Annotated in this window: 14 protein-coding genes; 6 read left to right on the top strand and 8 right to left on the bottom strand. The window is 73.7% G+C overall.

Going from position 1 to position 15,855, the window contains the following annotated elements; all coding sequences use genetic code 11:
* Nucleotides 1-17 precede the first annotated feature (17 nt).
* Nucleotides 18-707, top strand: coding sequence for a TetR family transcriptional regulator (locus ACPXCB_RS19380; RefSeq protein WP_425877039.1), 690 nt, complete (start codon nucleotides 18-20; stop codon nucleotides 705-707).
* Between the two features lie 12 nt (nucleotides 708-719).
* Here the strand turns inward: ACPXCB_RS19380 and ACPXCB_RS19375 are convergent, their stop codons facing one another.
* The 6 genes from ACPXCB_RS19375 to ACPXCB_RS19350 form a co-directional block, all read right to left on the bottom strand.
* Nucleotides 720-1,196 carry a DUF4383 domain-containing protein gene (locus tag ACPXCB_RS19375; RefSeq protein ID WP_151453465.1) on the bottom strand — a complete coding sequence of 159 codons (477 nt, stop codon included), beginning with the start codon at nucleotides 1,194-1,196 and terminating at the stop codon, nucleotides 720-722.
* A gap of 232 nt (nucleotides 1,197-1,428) precedes the next feature.
* A complete protein-coding gene (locus ACPXCB_RS19370) occupies nucleotides 1,429-1,884 on the bottom strand; it encodes a DUF4383 domain-containing protein (RefSeq protein WP_425853989.1) in 456 nt (151 codons plus the stop codon).
* A gap of 115 nt (nucleotides 1,885-1,999) precedes the next feature.
* Nucleotides 2,000-3,805, bottom strand: a complete 1,806-nt coding sequence (locus ACPXCB_RS19365) for an ABC-F family ATP-binding cassette domain-containing protein (RefSeq protein WP_425877038.1) — start codon at nucleotides 3,803-3,805, stop codon at nucleotides 2,000-2,002.
* A 172-nt stretch (nucleotides 3,806-3,977) separates the two neighbouring features.
* Nucleotides 3,978-4,934, bottom strand: coding sequence for a 4-(cytidine 5'-diphospho)-2-C-methyl-D-erythritol kinase (locus tag ACPXCB_RS19360; RefSeq protein WP_425877037.1), 957 nt, complete (start codon nucleotides 4,932-4,934; stop codon nucleotides 3,978-3,980).
* A 10-nt stretch (nucleotides 4,935-4,944) separates the two neighbouring features.
* Nucleotides 4,945-5,814, bottom strand: a complete 870-nt coding sequence (gene rsmA / locus ACPXCB_RS19355) for a 16S rRNA (adenine(1518)-N(6)/adenine(1519)-N(6))-dimethyltransferase RsmA (RefSeq protein WP_425877036.1) — start codon at nucleotides 5,812-5,814, stop codon at nucleotides 4,945-4,947.
* 51 nt (nucleotides 5,815-5,865) lie between these two features.
* Nucleotides 5,866-6,792: a TatD family hydrolase gene (locus tag ACPXCB_RS19350; protein ID WP_425877035.1), complete on the bottom strand. Its 927-nt coding sequence runs from the start codon at nucleotides 6,790-6,792 to the stop codon at nucleotides 5,866-5,868.
* Between the two features lie 82 nt (nucleotides 6,793-6,874).
* Here ACPXCB_RS19350 and ACPXCB_RS19345 point away from each other — a divergent pair, with 82 nt between their 5' ends.
* Nucleotides 6,875-7,984, top strand: a complete 1,110-nt coding sequence (locus tag ACPXCB_RS19345) for a hypothetical protein (RefSeq protein WP_425877034.1) — start codon at nucleotides 6,875-6,877, stop codon at nucleotides 7,982-7,984.
* Nucleotides 7,985-8,073: 89 nt separating this feature from the next.
* A complete protein-coding gene (locus ACPXCB_RS19340; protein ID WP_425877033.1) occupies nucleotides 8,074-8,925 on the top strand; it encodes an alpha/beta fold hydrolase in 852 nt (283 codons plus the stop codon).
* A 94-nt stretch (nucleotides 8,926-9,019) separates the two neighbouring features.
* Here the strand turns inward: ACPXCB_RS19340 and metG are convergent, their stop codons facing one another.
* Complete coding sequence (gene metG, locus ACPXCB_RS19335) at nucleotides 9,020-10,822, bottom strand: methionine--tRNA ligase (RefSeq protein ID WP_425877032.1); 1,803 nt, start codon at nucleotides 10,820-10,822, stop codon at nucleotides 9,020-9,022.
* 149 nt (nucleotides 10,823-10,971) lie between these two features.
* Here metG and ACPXCB_RS19330 point away from each other — a divergent pair, with 149 nt between their 5' ends.
* Entirely contained in the window at nucleotides 10,972-11,970 is a 999-nt protein-coding gene (locus ACPXCB_RS19330; protein WP_425877031.1) for a hypothetical protein, read from the top strand.
* Nucleotides 11,971-12,054: 84 nt separating this feature from the next.
* Here the strand turns inward: ACPXCB_RS19330 and rsmI are convergent, their stop codons facing one another.
* A complete protein-coding gene (gene rsmI / locus ACPXCB_RS19325) occupies nucleotides 12,055-12,921 on the bottom strand; it encodes a 16S rRNA (cytidine(1402)-2'-O)-methyltransferase (RefSeq protein ID WP_425877030.1) in 867 nt (288 codons plus the stop codon).
* Between the two features lie 162 nt (nucleotides 12,922-13,083).
* Between rsmI and ACPXCB_RS19320 the strand changes: the two genes are divergently transcribed.
* Together ACPXCB_RS19320 and ACPXCB_RS19315 are read left to right on the top strand one after the other, a co-directional pair.
* Nucleotides 13,084-14,703: a dolichyl-phosphate-mannose--protein mannosyltransferase gene (locus ACPXCB_RS19320; protein WP_425877063.1), complete on the top strand. Its 1,620-nt coding sequence runs from the start codon at nucleotides 13,084-13,086 to the stop codon at nucleotides 14,701-14,703.
* Between the two features lie 453 nt (nucleotides 14,704-15,156).
* Nucleotides 15,157-15,810: an HNH endonuclease family protein gene (locus tag ACPXCB_RS19315; protein ID WP_425877029.1), complete on the top strand. Its 654-nt coding sequence runs from the start codon at nucleotides 15,157-15,159 to the stop codon at nucleotides 15,808-15,810.
* The last annotated feature ends 45 nt before the right edge of the window (nucleotides 15,811-15,855 follow it).

Genomic DNA, 15,855 nt, shown 5'->3' with positions numbered 1-15,855 from the left:
GGCGGAATGACGAGAACATGGCGGATGTCCCTGGCAACGACGGCACGACCGGCCGGCGGCGGGCGATTCCCGCCGCGGCCCCCAAACCCTCCTCACGCGTACGCATGTCGGCGGCCCAGCGCCGGGAGCAGCTGATCTCGACCGCCCGGCAGATCTTCGCCGAGCGCGGCTTCGACGCCACCTCCATCGAGGAGGTGGCGGCCCGCGCGAAGGTCTCCAAGCCGGTGGTCTACGAGCACTTCGGCGGCAAGGAGGGGCTCTACGCGGTGGTGGTGGACCGGGAGGTCCGCGCCCTGCTGGACCGGATCACCACGGCTCTGACCGCCGGGCACCCCCGCGAGTTGCTGGAGCAGGCGGCGCTGGCCCTGCTGACGTACATCGAGGAGGAGACCAGCGGCTTCCGGGTGCTGGTCCGGGAGTCGCCGGTGCTGTCGGCGGCGGGCAACTTCAGCAGCGTCATGAACGACGTGGCGCACCAGGTGGAGCACATCCTGGGCGCCGAGTTCTCCAGCCGGGGCTACGACCCGAAGCTGGCCGAGCTCTACTCGCAGGCGCTGGTGGGGATGGTGGCGCTGACCGGCCGCTGGTGGCTGGAGGTGCGCAAGCCGCGCAAGGAGACGGTGGCGGCGCACCTGGTCAACCTTGCCTGGAGCGGGCTGTCGCACCTGGAGGCCAAGCCGACCCTGATCACGGTACGGGGTCGCTGACCCCGACGTCGGTCAGCGGCCGTGGGCCTCGGAGACCGGGTGGTGCCGGAGCCGCCGTTCCTCCTCGGCGTGCTCGTCGGTGCCGACCTTGTCGTACAGGCCGGTGCCGAGCAGGAGCAGGCCGAAGAGCATCGAGACGATGACCGTGGACATCGAGAAGTTGAGGAAGTTGGCCTCGGTCTGGAGCACGGACATCATGAGGACGCTGGTGACCAGGAAGACGACCCCGGCGGTCAGGTTCATGTAGTGACCGAGGTTGCCGCGCCGGGACGCGCCGACGATGAGCACGATCCCGAAGGCGACGGAGGCCAGCGAGAAGGCCAGGTTGGTGCGGAGCCCGAGGGCCCAGTTGTCGCCCCGGTCGAAGAGCGGGTCGCCCGCCGTCAGGGCGACGCCCCAGACCCCGAAGACCAGGATGTAGAGCCCCACCAGGCCGGCGAGGACCCGGTAGACCGGCCGCGCCGGATGGTTCACGGGAAAGTGCGGCATGACTCCTCCACCAGTCAGGACATTCGCCCCGATTGTCCCGGAGGAGGAGGTCACCCGTCCGCCAAACCGCCCGACAGAGGTGGAAACCACGAAGGTCCCACCCCCACCGGGCAGCAACGGCCAGGCGGGAGCGGGACCACGACAGGTTTTCGCCGGAGCCCGACCCGCGCAGGGATCAAGCCTGACCGCCCGGAGCGGGTCGGGCTCCGGCGAAACCCAGCAGCAGAAGAGATCAGAGCACGAGCCGGGCCTTCTGCCAGGCCTCCTGCTCCTCGTCCGTGCCGACCTTGCCGTACATGCCGACCATCAGCAGGACCAGGCTGACCACCATCAGCGCGATGACGGTGAAGATGCTGAAGTTGAAGATGTTGGCCTCGGTCTGGATGAAGGCGAGACCGGCGAGGCTGATCACCATGATGGCGTACGCCAGCCACTGGTTGATCATGACGTCGATGTTGCGGCCGATCGCGGTGCCGGCCAGCACCGCGGCCCCCAGCAGGACGCTGAGCAGCGAGAAACCGAGGTTCGTGCCCTGACCGAGGACCTGGGTGTCATCCTGGGCGAGGGCCTCGTTGCCGGCGCTCGCGATGATGCCGAGCACGCCGAAGGCCACCAGGTACAGACCGGTCAGCCCGCCGATCGCCCGGTAGACCGGCCGCGCGGGGTGGTTGACGGGGGTGTGGGCCATGTCTGAGTCTCCAACGCCGTTCGGGTGAGGGGTCGCCGACGATTGTCCCGCACCCCGAGGTGTGACGCCGCACACGGGGGCCTCCGGTGTGCGGCGCCGCGACCAGGGAGGCGACTCAGGTCGCCGGGATCTCCTCGGCCAGGGCCAGCCAGGACTCCTCGGTCCGCTCCCGCTCGGCCCGCAGCTCCTTGAGCTGGGCGTCGAGTTCGGCGACCTTCGCGTAGTCGGTGGCGTGCGTGGCGAGCTGGTCGAGCAGCGTCGCCTCCTTCTGCTCCAGCTTGCCGACCTGCCGTTCCAGCCGGGCCAGTTCCTTGCGGGCCTGCCGCGCCTCGGCGGCGGACATGCCGGTCGCGGCGGTGGTGTCGGCGCCGGTCCCGGGGGCCGTTCCCGGCATCGCGGGGCTGGGCTGGCCGGCGGCCCGGGCGAGGTACTCGTCGACGCCCCCGGGCAGGTGCACCAGCCGGCCGGCGCCGAACATCCCGTACGCGACGTCGGTGACCCGCTCGATGAGGTACCGGTCGTGGCTGGCCACGATGATGGTGCCGGGCCAGGAGTCGAGCAGGTCCTCCAGCGCGGCGAGGGTGTCGGTGTCCAGGTCGTTGGTGGGCTCGTCGAACAGCAGCACGTTCGGCTCCCCGGCGAGCAGCCGGAGCATCTGCAACCGGCGACGCTCGCCGCCGGAGAGGTCGCTGACGGGCGTCCAGAGCCGCCGGTCGTCGAAGCCGAACACCTCGGCGAGCTGGGAGGCGGAGACCTCCCGGTCGCCGAGTTGCACCCGCCGGGCGACCTCCTCGACCGCTTCGAGCACCCGCAGGTGCCCGGGCAGCTCGGCCAGCTCCTGCGAGAGGAAGGCCGGCCGGACGGTCGAACCGGTGGCGAAGCGCCCGCCGTCGGGGCGGGTGAGGCCGGCCAGCATCCGCAGCAGGGTGGTCTTGCCGGCCCCGTTGCGGCCGAGGATGGCGATCCGGTCGCCGGGGCCGACCTGCCAGGTGGTGTCGCGCAGGATCTCCTTCGGGCCGGCGTGCAGGGTGACCTGCGCCAGGTCGTACACCTGCTTGCCGAGCCGGGCGGTGGCGAGCCGTTGCAGCGACATGGTGTCGCGCGCCGGCGGGACGTCGGCGATGAGGGCGTTGGCGGCGTCGATGCGGAACTGCGGCTTGGAGGTACGGGCGGGCGGCCCGCGCCGCAGCCAGGCGATCTCCTTGCGGAGCAGGTTCTGCCGGCGGGCCTCGGTGGCCGCGGCGACCCGCTCCCGCTCGACCCGGGCGAGGGTCCAGGCGGCGAAGCCGCCCTCGTACGCCCGGACGGTCTGGTCGGCGACCTCCCAGGTGGTGGTGCAGACGGCGTCGAGGAACCACCGGTCGTGGGTGACCACGACCAGCGCGCCCTTGCGGCCGGCGAGGTACTTCGCCAGCCAGTCGACGCCGCCGACGTCGAGGTGGTTGGTGGGCTCGTCGAGGATGAGCAGGTCGGACTCGCGGACCAGCAGCGCGGCCAGCGCGACCCGCCGCCGCTCGCCGCCGGACATCGGGCCGACGGGCTGGTCGAGGCCGAGGTGGGGCATGCCGAGGCCGTCGAGGATGGCCCGCACGCCGGCGTCGCCGGCCCACTCGTGCTCGGCGCCCATGCTCTCGCCGAGCCAGGCGGTGCCGAGCACCACGTCCCGGACGGTGGCCTCGGGGGTGAGCTGGAGGCTCTGCGGCAGCCAGGCGACCCGCAGGTCGCGGCGGTGGGTGACCCGCCCGTCGTCCGGTTCCTCGATGCGGGTGAGCAGCCGCAGCAGGGTGGACTTGCCGGCACCGTTGAGGCCGACCACGCCGATCCGGTCGGCGTCGTCCAGGCCGAGCGAGACGTCGGTGAGCAGCGGCCCGGCGGCCCCGTAGCCCTTGGACACCCGGTCCAGGTTGACGATGTTGGCCACGACCTCACCTCCCATGATCAAGGCGTCCCGGTGCCGGCCGGCACCTGGGACGCCTGAGCCTCCAGCGTACGCGGACCGCCCCGCCGCCCGCCGGGCGCGGGCTCCGCCCGGCGCCGCCTGGAGAGGCGGTACCCGGGGGCCGGGAGCGCGGGATCGGGGCGGGGTGGGCTGGTCAGGCGATCCGCGCGCCGGGCACCGGACCGTACGCGGTACGCGCCTCACGGCACACGTCGGCGGACGTCAGCTCCGCGGCGATGCGCTCGGCGTCGGCGGCGTCCGTCGCGAGGAAGACGCAGGTCGGCCCCGAGCCGGAAACGATGCCGGCCAGCGCGCCGGCCGCCTCGCCGGCCTTCAGCGTCTCCGCCAGCGACGGGCGCATGGCCAGGGCGGCGTCCTGGAGGTCGTTGCCGAGGGCCGCAGCCAGCACCCGCGGGTCCCGCTGGCGCAGCGCGGCGAAGAGCGCGTCGGTGCTGCCCAGCGGCTCACCGGCGGTGCCGGCCGCGCGCAGCTGGTCCAGTTCCCGGTAGGCGGCCGGGGTGGAGAGGCCGGCGTCGGCCACGGCCACCACCCAGTGCCAGGTGGTGGGGCGGGCCAGCACGGGGCTGACCGACTCGCCCCGGCCGGTGCCGAGCGCGGTGCCGCCGTGGATCAGGAACGGCACGTCGGAGCCGAGATCGGCGGCGATCCGGGCCAGCTCGTCGCGGGACAGCCCGGTCCCCCAGAGCGTGTCGCAGGCGACCAGCGCCGCGGCCGCGTCGGCGCTGCCTCCGGCCAGCCCACCGGCCAGCGGGATCTGCTTGCGCAGGTGCAGCCGGGCGTGCGGCGGCACCCCCGCGTAGCCGGCGAGGGCGCGGGCCGCCCGGATGGCCAGGTTGGTGTCGTCCAGGGCCAGCTCGCCGGCGCCCTCGCCCTCCATCGTCAGGGTGAGTGTGTCGCCCCGGCGGGCGGTCAGCTCGTCGTGGATGGAGATGGCGTGGTAGACGGTGTTCAGCTCGTGGTAGCCGTCGGGGCGCAGCGGTCCCACCCCGAGGTGCAGGTTGACCTTGGCGGGCACCCGGACCCGCACCGGTCCGCTGGCTCCGCGCCGGCGCTGCTCGTCCTCGTCGTCCGGTCCCCAGGCCTCGGTCACGGGCGTCAGCCTACTGCGCGGCGGGTGGGGCGGCCGGGGCCGACGCGGCGATGGCGGCGAACTGCTCGACGGTGAGCGACTCCCCGCGTGCGCCGGGGTCGACGCCGGCGGCGGTGAGCGCTTCGGCGGCCCGGTCCGCGCCGCCGGCCCAGCCGGCCAGCGCGGCGCGCAGGGTCTTGCGGCGCTGCGCGAAGGCCGCGTCCACCACGGCGAAGACCCGTTTCCGGGGTACGTCGGCGCGGGGCGGCTCGCGGCGGGTGAAGGCGACCAGCCCGGAGTCGACGTTCGGCACCGGCCAGAAGACGTTCGGCGGAACCTTCCCGGCGGCGCGGGACGAGGCATACCAGGCGAGCTTGACCGACGGCACGCCGTACACCTTGGAGCCGGGGCCGGCGACGAGCCGGTCGGCGACCTCCTTCTGCACCATCACCAGCCCGTGCCGCAGGCTGGGCAGCTCGGCGAGCAGGTGCAGCACCACCGGCACGGCCACGTTGTAGGGCAGGTTCGCCACCAGCGCGGTCGGCGGCGGGTCGGACAGCTCGGCGGCGCGGACGCGCAGCGCGTCGGCGTGGTGCACGGTCAGCCGCGCGGCGTCGGGCCCGGCGTGCCGGGCGGCGGTGTCGGGCAGCGCGCCGGCCAGCGTCGCGTCGAGTTCCACGGCGTGCACGTGCGCGGCGGCCGGGAGCAGGGCGAGGGTGAGGGAGCCGAGGCCGGGGCCGACCTCCAGCGCCACGTCGTCCGGGGCCAGCCCGGCGGCGGTGACGATGCGCCGGACGGTGTTCGGGTCGTGCACGAAGTTCTGGCCGAGCCTCTTGGTGGGGGTGACGCCCAGCCGGGCGGCCAGTTCCCGGATCTCCGCCGGGCCGAGGAGACCGGTCACGCCCCGTAGCCTATGCGGACCGCCGTAGGTGAAAGGAAGGGGCCCTTCCTTTCACCAGGGGCCGAAGACGCGGTCGCCGGTGGCGGAGACGGCGGCGCAGAGCTCGTCCAGGTCCGTGCCCGTCGTCTCGGCCAGCGACCGTACGGTCAGCGGGATCAGGTACGAGGCGTTCGGCCGGCCCCGGTGCGGCATCGGGGTCAGGTAGGGCGCGTCGGTCTCCACCAGGATCTGCTCGACCGGGGTCAGCGCGGCGGCCTCCCGCAGCGCGGCGGCGCTGCCGAAGGTGACCGTGCCGGCGAAGCTGAGCAGGTAGCCCCGGCGGACGCACTCGCGGGCGAAGTCCGCGTCGCCGGAGAAGCAGTGCAGCACCACGGTGTCCGGCGCGCCCTCGTCGTCGAGGATCCGCAGCACGTCGGCGTGCGCGTCCCGGTCGTGCACGACCAGGGCCTTGCCGTACCGCTTGGCGATGGCGATGTGCGCCCGGAAGCTCTCCTCCTGGACGGCGCGTCCCTCCTCGCCGGTGCGGAAGAAGTCCATCCCGGTCTCGCCGATCCCCCGCACCCGGTCCCGGGCGGCGAGCGCCTCGATCTCGCGCAGCGCCTCGTCCAGGTCGGGCAGGCGCGGGGCCTCGTTCGGGTGCAGCGCCACCGTGGCCAGCACGGCCGGGTGGCTGTCGGCGACGTCGGCCCCCCAGCGGGAGGAGGCGACGTCCACGCCCACCTGCACCAGCCGGTCGACGCCCACCGAGGCGGCGACGGCCACGGCCACGGCGACGGGGTCCTCGACGGGTACGACGCCCGCGTCCCGGTCCGCCCGCGGTTGCGGGGGTACGCCGGCCTCGCTGACGGTGATGTCGAGGTGGGTGTGGCTGTCCAGCACGGGGCGGGGCAGCGGCTCGGGCACGGGCGGGAACTCCCCGGCCCGGCGGGCGGCGCGCTGCTTGCGGGTTTCGGTGGGCTCGCTCATCGCGGCCAGCATCACACACCGCCGGTGGCCCGTGTTCCGGGGACGCCACCGGCCGTTCACCGGAACGGCACATCTCGCGCCTAGCGTCGTCGGCGTGACCATCACCCCTCAGGCCAGCGGAAACGGCCCGCGTGTGACGTACGGGGGCGTGGTGTACCCGGCGGAGGAGATCGCCCGGGGCGCGGCGTACGAGCTGTTCAGTGCCGAGGAGGCGCCCGGCTTCGAGTGGGCGCCCGGGTCCGGCGCCGCGCTGCCGTGGCGCAGGTTCGTGCACGCCACCGAGGTCACCGTCGTGCCTCCCGTGGCCGAGCCGGGCGACGAGGCGGAGTCCCCGCTGCTGGTGCCGCTGCACCGGGAGCGGGGCTGGGCGTACGTGCAGCGGCTCAGCCAGCAGCCCGCGGCGGCCGGGGATCCGACGCTGGCGGCGGTGCGCGCCTCCGCGGTCGTCCGGCGGGGCACCCGGATGGTGAAGGTGCTCTCCGCGCGGCAGCTCGCCGGTTACGTGCGCGGGTGGCTGCCGCACGGGTTCTGCCACCGGGAGCACGACGTGGCGCACCTGCGTACGCCGTCGGCGACGGCCGTGCTGCGCACCGACGGCGCGGACGGTCCCGACGGCGCGGACGTGACGTACGCGCTGCGCTGGCGGGCGGCCGACCCGGCCGACTACGACGTGCCGGTCGGCGGGGCGCACCGGGGGCTGACCGCGCTGGCGCCCCGGGACCGGCTGGGCGGGGCGGTGCTCGGCACCGGTTTCGTGCCCAGCAGCGCCCAGCTCGTCCCGGAGTTCGTCACCCGGGACTTCGCGGACCTGCCGATGCCGGCGAACGCCACCCTGCTCGCGTACCCGGCCGACGGCGTGGAGGTGGTGCTCTACAGCTACCAGGCCGAGCAGCGCGGCTGGCTGCGGATGGCCGGCCCGCAGTGGCGGCACCTGCTGGCGGCGGTGCCGGGGCTCTCCCCCGACCAGGAGTACGTGCCGACCGGCGAGGCGCCCCGCTCCACGCGGCTGGTCGACTGGCGGGGCGTGCCCTGCCTGGTGCTGCGGGAGGAGTCCGGGTGGCTGCGCCTGCGGCTGCGTCGGCCCGGCCCGGACGCGGTGGCGGAGACCGGGGCGCAGTGCCAGGAGCGGGGCGTCTACGAGACGTGGGCGCCCGCGTCCGAGATCACCGACGACCGGGTGGTGGACCTGCCGTACGCGCTGTGAGCGGGGCTGGGCGCCGGTTCCGGGCGGCATAACCCCGGGTGGGGTGGGAAAGCGCGGGCGTCCGACCGTCACGTGACCAGGAGACGCGCATGCCTTTCATCACCGTGGGGACGGAGAACTCCGCCCCCGTCGACCTGTACTACGAGGACCACGGCTCCGGTCAGCCGATCGTGCTGATCCACGGCTTCCCGTTCAACGGGGCGACCTGGGAGAAGCAGGTCGGACCGCTGCTGGCTGCCGGGTACCGGACGATCACGTACGACCGGCGGGGTTTCGGCAACTCGGCGCAGCCGGCGTCCGGGTACGACTACGACACGTTCGCCGCCGACCTCGACGTGCTGATGACGGAGCTGGACCTGCACAACGCGATCCTGGTCGGCCACTCGATGGGCACCGGCGAGGTGACCCGCTACCTGGGCGTGTACGGCTCGCAGCGGGTGGACCGGGCGGTGCTGCTGGCCCCGCTCGCGCCGTTCCTGCTGAAGACCTCCGACAACCCGGAGGGGGTCGAGAAGAGCCTCTTCCAGGGCTTCCAGCAGGCCATCATCGACGACCGGTTCGCCTACCTCACCACCTTCTGCGAGGCGTTCTTCAACTACCAGGAGAACAAGGGCAGGCTGGTCAGCGAGGAGGCGTTCCGCGCGCACTGGGAGATCGGCGCCCGGGCCTCGGCGAAGGGCACCCACGACAGCGTGGACGCCTGGCAGACCGACTTCCGGGGCGACGTGTCCCGCATCGACGTGCCGGTGCTGATCGTGCAGGGCGACGCCGACGCGGTGCTGCCGTACCCGAAGACCGGTCAGCGGCTCGCGCCGATGCTGCCCGGCAGCCAGCTGGTCACGCTGAAGGGCGCACCGCACGGCACCCCGTGGACGAACGCGGCCGAGGTCAACCGCAGCATCATGGACTTCATCGGCGCGCCGGCGATGGCCAGGGCCTGACGCGCACCGGCGCCAGGTCCGGGCGCGGCAGCCGGCACGACGGTGACGGGCGCGGCCCCCTCGGGGGTCGCGCCCGTCGGCACGCAGGTGGCCGTCAGCCGGCCAGGCGGGCGAGTTCCTCGTCGACGATCGACGGGTCGAGCTTGCGGAAGACCGGCTTCGGCGCGGCCAGCGGCCGGCCGGCCTCCAGCGGTACGGACTCCCAGCGCGCGCCGACGGTGTAGTCGCCGGTCAGCACCGGGTACGCGGGCCCGCCGTCGAGGTCCTCGACCTCCTCGATGACCGGCATCGGGGCGTGCACGCCGGTGCCGCCGAGCAGCTCGTGCACCTGCTGCGCGGAGTGCGGCAGGAACGGGGTGAGCAGCGTGTTGGCGTCGCTGACCACCTGGAGGGCGACGTGCAGGATGGTGCCCATCCGCGGCTTGTCGTCCTCGCCCTTGAGCTTCCACGGCGCCTGCTCGGAGAGGTACCGGTTGGCCTCGGCGACCACCCTCATCGCCTCGCCGATGGCCTGCTTCTGGCGGTGCCGGGCGATCAGGTCGCCGACGGTGTCGAAGCCGGCCCGGGCGACCGCGAGCAGCGCCTCGTCGGCCTCGGTGAGGCCGGCCGGGTCGACGGGCGGGATCGCGCCGAAGTTCTTCGCCGCCATGGAGACGGACCGGTTGACCAGGTTGCCCCAGCCGGCGACCAGCTCGTCGTTGTTGCGGCGGAGGAACTCGGCCCAGGTGAAGTCGGTGTCGTTGCTCTCCGGGCCGGCGGCGGCGATGAAGTAGCGCAGCGCGTCGGCGTCGTAGCGCTCCAGGAAGTCCCGGACGTAGATGACGACCCGGCGCGACGAGGAGAACTTCTTCCCCTCCATGGTGAGGTACTCGCTGGAGACCACCTCGGTGGGCAGGTTCAGCCGGCCCAGGTTGCCCGGCTCGCCGTCCCGGCTGCCCTCGCCCGAGTAGCCGGAGAGCAGCGCCGGCCAGATCACCGAGTGGAAGACGATGTTGTCCTTGCCCATGAAGTAGTAGGCGCGGGCGTCCTTCCCCTCACCGTCGGTGGACCACCACCGGCGCCACGCCTCGGGGTCGCCGGAGCGGCGGGCCCACTCGATCGAGGCGGACAGGTAGCCGATCACCGCGTCGAACCAGACGTAGATGCGCTTGTCGGGGCGGTCCCGCCAGCCGTCGAGCGGGATCGGCACGCCCCATTCCAGGTCACGGGTGATGGCCCGGGGCTGGAGGTCGTCGAGCAGGTTCCTCGAGAAGCGCAGCACGTTGGGCCGCCAGCCCTCGCGGGTGTCGAGCCACTGTCGCAGCACGTCGGCGAGGGCGGGCAGGTCGAGGAAGAAGTGCTCGGTCTCGACGAACTTCGGGGTCTCCCCGTTGATCCGCGACTTCGGGTCGATCAGGTCGATCGGGTCGAGCTGGTTGCCGCAGTTGTCGCACTGGTCGCCGCGCGCGCTGTCGTAGCCGCAGATCGGGCAGGTGCCCTCGATGTAGCGGTCGGGCAGCGTCCTGCCGGTGGACGGGGAGATCGCCCCCATGGTGGTCTTCGGGACGATGTAGCCGTTGCGGTACATCCCCTCGAACAGCTCCTGCACCACCGCGTAGTGGTTGCGGGTGGTGGTGCGGGTGAACAGGTCGTAGGAGAGCCCCAGGCCGTGCAGGTCCTCCACGATCACCCGGTTGTAGCGGTCGGCCAGCTCGCGCGGGGTGACGCCGTCGGCATCCGCCTGCACCTGGATGGGGGTGCCGTGCTCGTCGGTGCCCGACACCATGAGCACGTCGTGCCCGGCCATCCGCATGTACCGGCTGAAGACGTCGGAGGGAACGCCGAAACCGGAGACGTGGCCGATGTGGCGCGGGCCGTTGGCGTACGGCCAGGCGACCGCCGCGAGAACGTGACTCATGACCAGCAAGCCTAGTGACCCGCTCGCGGTGACCGCGAACCAATAGGGCCCCGGGCCCGGCGGCCCGGCGGAACCGGGTCCGCTGTTCACCCGATTTGTCGCCGACACGCGGCCTGAGCTGCCGACGGACACCCTGGTCGCGGGGTGCAATGAACGCCGTGACTGGCAGACGAGCGGCCCGGGATCGTGACGACCGTCCCTCCGGCCCGGCGGACGGCGGCGCGGGGAGGGCGCCGCGCGGCACCCGCGCGCCACACCCCCGGGCGGTCCAGCCGGCCGCGCCGCCGGAGTCGCCACCGGAACCGCCCGTCGAGGCCGCCGGACCGGTGGCAGCCCCGCCGTCCACCGCGCCCGCCGTCGAGGTGGAGCCCACGACCGGGGCGCCGGTCGACGCCTTGCCGCGCCGGGTCCCCGTCCGGCAGCCGAACCGCTGGCCCCGCCGGGGGCGTCCTTCCGCCGGTGACCCGCCGGACGGGGGCGACGGCGGGCGTACGCCGGACGGCGGGGACGGGTCCGACGGTGCCGACGGGGCGTACTGGCCGCCGATCGAGCTGGTGCACTGGGACGGCACGCCGATCCGAGAGGAACCGCCGCACGAGCGGGAGCGGTCGGCCCGGGAGGATGCCGCGCGGCGGCGGGCCCGGCGCACCCCGCGTCCGCCCGATCCGCTGCCGGGGCTGGCCGTCCTGCTGGCGCTGAGCCTGGTGGCGGCGTTCTTCGCCTGGGTCAGCGCGGGCCCGTTCTGGCTGGCGGTGGGGCACGCCACCCGGGGCACGGTGGTGATCGCCGACTGCACCGGGGGCGGCCTCGCGCAGCGCTGCCGGGGCAACTTCGCCCCCGCCGACGAGACGTGGACCGCGTACGGCGTGCGGGTGAGCGGGGTGGCCGCGGAGCGCACCGCGACCGGCACGATCCTGCCGGCCCGGATGACCGGCCCGGACGGCGGCACCGCGTACACGGACACCGGCACGGCCGGGCACCTGCGCTGGCTGCTCGGCCTGCTGGTGGTGCTGGGCTGCGGCGCGGGGATCGTCCGGTGGACCGGGTCCGCCCGGATCGCCGACCCCCGGCTGCGACGCTGGGCGGTGACGGGCGCCGTGGCTGGCCCGCTGGCGATCACCCTCGGCTTCCTCGTCGCCGCCTGGTGAACCCGTCGGGTGCTGCCAAGCGCCCGACGGCCGGGCCGCCGCCGAGGGTGCCCGGCCAGTCCTGGTCGGGATTCCAGTCGGGTGTCAGGCGTGCACGACGGCGTAGACGTCGCGCCGGCGCAGCGCGTACTCCGTGGCGACCTCGGTGATCGCGTCCCGGCGGGACAGCCCGGCGGCCTCGCGGGCGGCGACGGCGGCACGCAGCGTGTCGTCGTCGGGCCGCTCGGGGGCCGACTCGGGCGCGCCGGCCACGACGAGGGTGATCTCGCCGCGCGGCTCCCCCTCGGCCGCCCAGCCGGCCAGCTCGCCGAGCGGGCGGCGGACGATCTCCTCGTACGTCTTGGTCAGCTCGCGGCAGAGCGCGGCGGGCCGGTCGGCGCCGAACGCGGCGGCCAGGTCGGCGAGCGCGGCGGCGATCCGGTGCGGCGCCTCGAAGAAGACCAGCGTCCGTTCCTCGGCGGCCAGCGCCCGCAGGCGGGACCGGCGGGCGCCGCCGGTGCGCGGCAGGAAGCCCTCGAAGCAGAACCGGTCGCAGGGCAGGCCGGATAGCGCCAGGGCGGTGGTGACCGCGCTCGGACCCGGCGCGGCGGTGACCGGCACGCCGGCGTCGAGGGCGGCCCGGACCAGCCGGTAGCCCGGGTCGGAGACGCTCGGCATGCCGCCGTCGGTGACCAGGGCGACCAGGTAGCCGGCGGTCAGCACGTCGACCAGCTCGGGGGTGCGCCGCTCCTCGTTACCCTCGAAGTAGGAGACGATGCGGCCGCCGACGGTGACGTCGAGGTCCCGGGCCAGCCGGGTGAGCCGGCGGGTGTCCTCGGCGGCCACCACGTCCGCGGCGGCGAGCACCTCGCGGAACCGGGCGGAGGCGTCGGCGGGGTTGCCGAGCGGCGCGCCGAGCAGGACCAGGCGCCCGGTTTCGGACTTTTCACCCACGAGATGCAACTCCTTCATCGACGGCTTTACCGGTATCGGAGACGACGGGCGCCACCGGGCACCTTCGCAGCCTACGATCGCCGGGTGACGAGTGCGTCGACAGCACAGAGCGCGGACCAGGCGGGGCAGGACCTCACGGACGGGAGTCCGCCGGAGGGCAGGTCCCCGGCTTCCGGCGGGATCCCCGGCGTGGTCCGGCGGCGGCTGGCCACCGTCGAGACCCGGCTGGACGGGCGTTCCTGGCTCGCCACCGGCGTGATCGTCGCCATCGCGGCGATCCTGCGCTTCGTCGGCCTGAGCCACCCGCCGGGCAAGATCTTCGACGAGACCTACTACGCCCGGGAGGGCTGGGGGCTCATCGACAAGGGCGTCGAGTGGAACTACAAGGACGGCGGCGCGTCGTACGTGGTCCACCCGCCGCTGGGCAAGTGGCTGATCGGGCTCGGCGAGTGGGCCTTCGGCTACGCCGACGCCGAGCACGGCATCTCCGTGCCGGGGCACCTGATGACGACCGCCCCGGAGTTCGGCTGGCGGGTCTCGGCGGCGGTCGTCGGCACCCTGTCGGTGCTGCTGCTGGTCCGCATCGGCCGGCGGATGTTCCGCTCGACCGCGCTGGGCTGCGCCGCCGGCCTGCTGCTCGCGCTGGACGGCTTCCACCTGGTGCTGTCCCGCACCGCGCTGCTCGACATCTTCCTGCTGTTCTTCGTGCTGGCCACGTTCGGCGCCCTGGTGCTCGACCGCGACGCCCGGCGCCGCCGGTGGGCCCGGGCGCTGGAGGCCGGCCTGGACCCGGGCCGGCCCGGGCGGGCCGGACGGCCGGCGGGCGGCTGGCGGAACTGGCCGTGGTGGCGGCTCGCCGCCGGGGTCCTGTTCGGCTGTGCCTGCGCGGTCAAGTGGAGCGCGCTCTACTTCCTGCCCGTCTTCGCGCTGCTGGTGATCCTCTGGGAGGTCGGGGTCCGCCGCTCCGCCGGCGTACGCCGGCCGTGGCGGGACACCCTCCTCGACGAGGTGCCGTGGCTGGTGCTGGCCGGGGTGCTGATCGTGGTCACCTACGTCGGCACCTGGTCCGGCTGGCTGCTCGGCGACGAGGGCTACTACCGGCTCGCCGAGCGCTACCCGAACGCCCCGCTGAGCGACACCCCGGTCTTCGGCGCGCTGAACAACCTGATCGAGTACCACAAGGCCGCGTACGGCTTCCACACCGGCCTCGACGACTCGCACAAGTACCAGTCGTGGCCGTGGCAGTGGCTGCTGCTCGGCCGGCCGGTCGCCTTCTACTGGTCAGGCAACGGGTCCTGCGGGGCGCCGAGCTGCGCCTCCGAGGTCCTGCTGCTCGGCACCCCCCTGCTCTGGTGGTCGTTCCTGCCCGCCCTGGCGGCGCTGGCCTGGCTGGGCCTGGCCCGGCGGGACTGGCGGGCGGGGGCGATCCTGCTCGTCGTGGCGGCCGGGCTGCTGCCCTGGTTCTGGTTCGCGCTCGACGGCCGGACGATGTTCTCCTTCTACACCGCGCCGGTCCTGCCGTTCCTGGTGCTGGCGGTGGTCTACGTGCTCGGCGCGATCATCACGCCGGCCGGTCCACCGGGCGTCGTCGCCGCGCAGCCGGGAGACGGCGGCCCTGAGGCCGTGCGGGGGGAGTCGGACGAGATCCGGGACCGCAGGCTGGTCGGCGGGGTGATCGCCGGGGCGTACGTCCTGCTGGTCGCGCTCTGCTTCGCGTACTTCCATCCGATCTTCGTCGGGAAGCTGCTGCCGTACGCCGAGTGGTCGGCGCGGATGTGGCTGGACGGCCGCTGGATCTGACGGACGGCACGGCACCCGCCGCGCGGCCCGGGCGGCGCGGTGGGTGCACGGAGAACGGGCCCACACGCGGTGGCGTGTGGGCCCGTTCGACGTAGATGCGCGCCCCGATCGCCTGCCACGGGGGAAGCGGGCGATTGGGGCGCGCATCAGAAGCTTAACCACCACCTACCACTGGCACAACGGGTCGACTTCGGTCAGATTTCCGACCAACACGACACCGCACGGAGGGTTTACATCCGGCACTAACGGTCCGTCATCTTGCGCAAACGGTACGGATCGGCAGCGCCAACGGGACCTGGCTCTGCCAGATTTCGCAGCCGTCGGGATTCCCATCGATGGGGACTTCCCGTAACGTATCGATCGATTTGGTTCTCCAGTAACCCTGGGTCCGGTCCGTCGGCATCCGGGCCGGTTGCACTGTCAGCCATCCCGATCGATCGGACGGAGTTCACGATGACCCGTACCCTCCGCTGGACCGGCGGCCTGCTGGCCACCGTCACCGCCGCCACCCTCGGCCTGTCGGCCCCCGCCCACGCGGCCACCGTCTCGGTGCCGCTGCGCACCCTCGTCGCCAACCTGCCGGTGGCCACCGAGGTACGCACCGGCTACAACCGGGACCTGTTCCCGCACTGGACCGACGCCGACTCCGACGGCTGCAACACCCGCTACGAGGTGCTGATCGCCGAGGCCACCACCCGCCCCTCGGTCGGCTCGGGCTGCCAACTGACCGGCGGGCGCTGGCGCTCCTACTACGACGCCGCCTACTGGACCAACCCGTCCGACCTGGACATCGACCACATGGTCCCGCTTGCCGAGGCGTGGGACTCGGGCGCCCGCAACTGGACCACGTCGCGGCGGCAGGCGTTCGCCAACGACCTCGGCGACGTCAGGTCGCTGGTCGCGGTGACCGACAACGTCAACCAGGCCAAGGGCGACCAGGACCCGGCGACCTGGCAGCCGACCAACGAGAAGTGCCGGTACGTCGGCGAGTGGGTGGCGGTGAAGACCCGGTGGCGGCTGAGCGTCGACAGCGCCGAGAAGAGCGCGTTGACCAGCCGGGCGAGCTCCTGCACGAACATCACGATCACCGTGACGCACGCGTACTGATCGCCGGGCACCCCCGGGGCGGGCGACCCGGTCGCCCCGGGGGTG

The organism is Micromonospora sp. DT62, assembly GCF_049847285.1.
GTDB classification, from domain to species: domain Bacteria; phylum Actinomycetota; class Actinomycetes; order Mycobacteriales; family Micromonosporaceae; genus Micromonospora; species Micromonospora reichwaldensis.
Note: the sequence above shows the minus strand (reverse complement) of the source record. Positions and strands in the feature narration are given on the sequence as shown.

Bases quoted from the DNA above. Each gene is read 5' to 3' on its own strand.
- ACPXCB_RS19330 (WP_425877031.1), top strand. From the start codon at position 10,972: ATGAACGCCGTGACTGGCAGACGAGCGGCCCGGGATCGTGACGACCGT.
- ACPXCB_RS19315 (WP_425877029.1), top strand. From the start codon at position 15,157: ATGACCCGTACCCTCCGCTGGACCGGCGGCCTGCTGGCCACCGTCACC.
- metG (WP_425877032.1), bottom strand. From the start codon at position 10,822: ATGAGTCACGTTCTCGCGGCGGTCGCCTGGCCGTACGCCAACGGCCCG.
- ACPXCB_RS19375 (WP_151453465.1), bottom strand. From the start codon at position 1,196: ATGCCGCACTTTCCCGTGAACCATCCGGCGCGGCCGGTCTACCGGGTC.
- ACPXCB_RS19340 (WP_425877033.1), top strand. From the start codon at position 8,074: ATGCCTTTCATCACCGTGGGGACGGAGAACTCCGCCCCCGTCGACCTG.
- ACPXCB_RS19380 (WP_425877039.1), top strand. From the start codon at position 18: ATGGCGGATGTCCCTGGCAACGACGGCACGACCGGCCGGCGGCGGGCG.
- ACPXCB_RS19350 (WP_425877035.1), bottom strand. From the start codon at position 6,792: ATGCTGGCCGCGATGAGCGAGCCCACCGAAACCCGCAAGCAGCGCGCC.
- rsmI (WP_425877030.1), bottom strand. From the start codon at position 12,921: ATGAAGGAGTTGCATCTCGTGGGTGAAAAGTCCGAAACCGGGCGCCTG.
- ACPXCB_RS19370 (WP_425853989.1), bottom strand. From the start codon at position 1,884: ATGGCCCACACCCCCGTCAACCACCCCGCGCGGCCGGTCTACCGGGCG.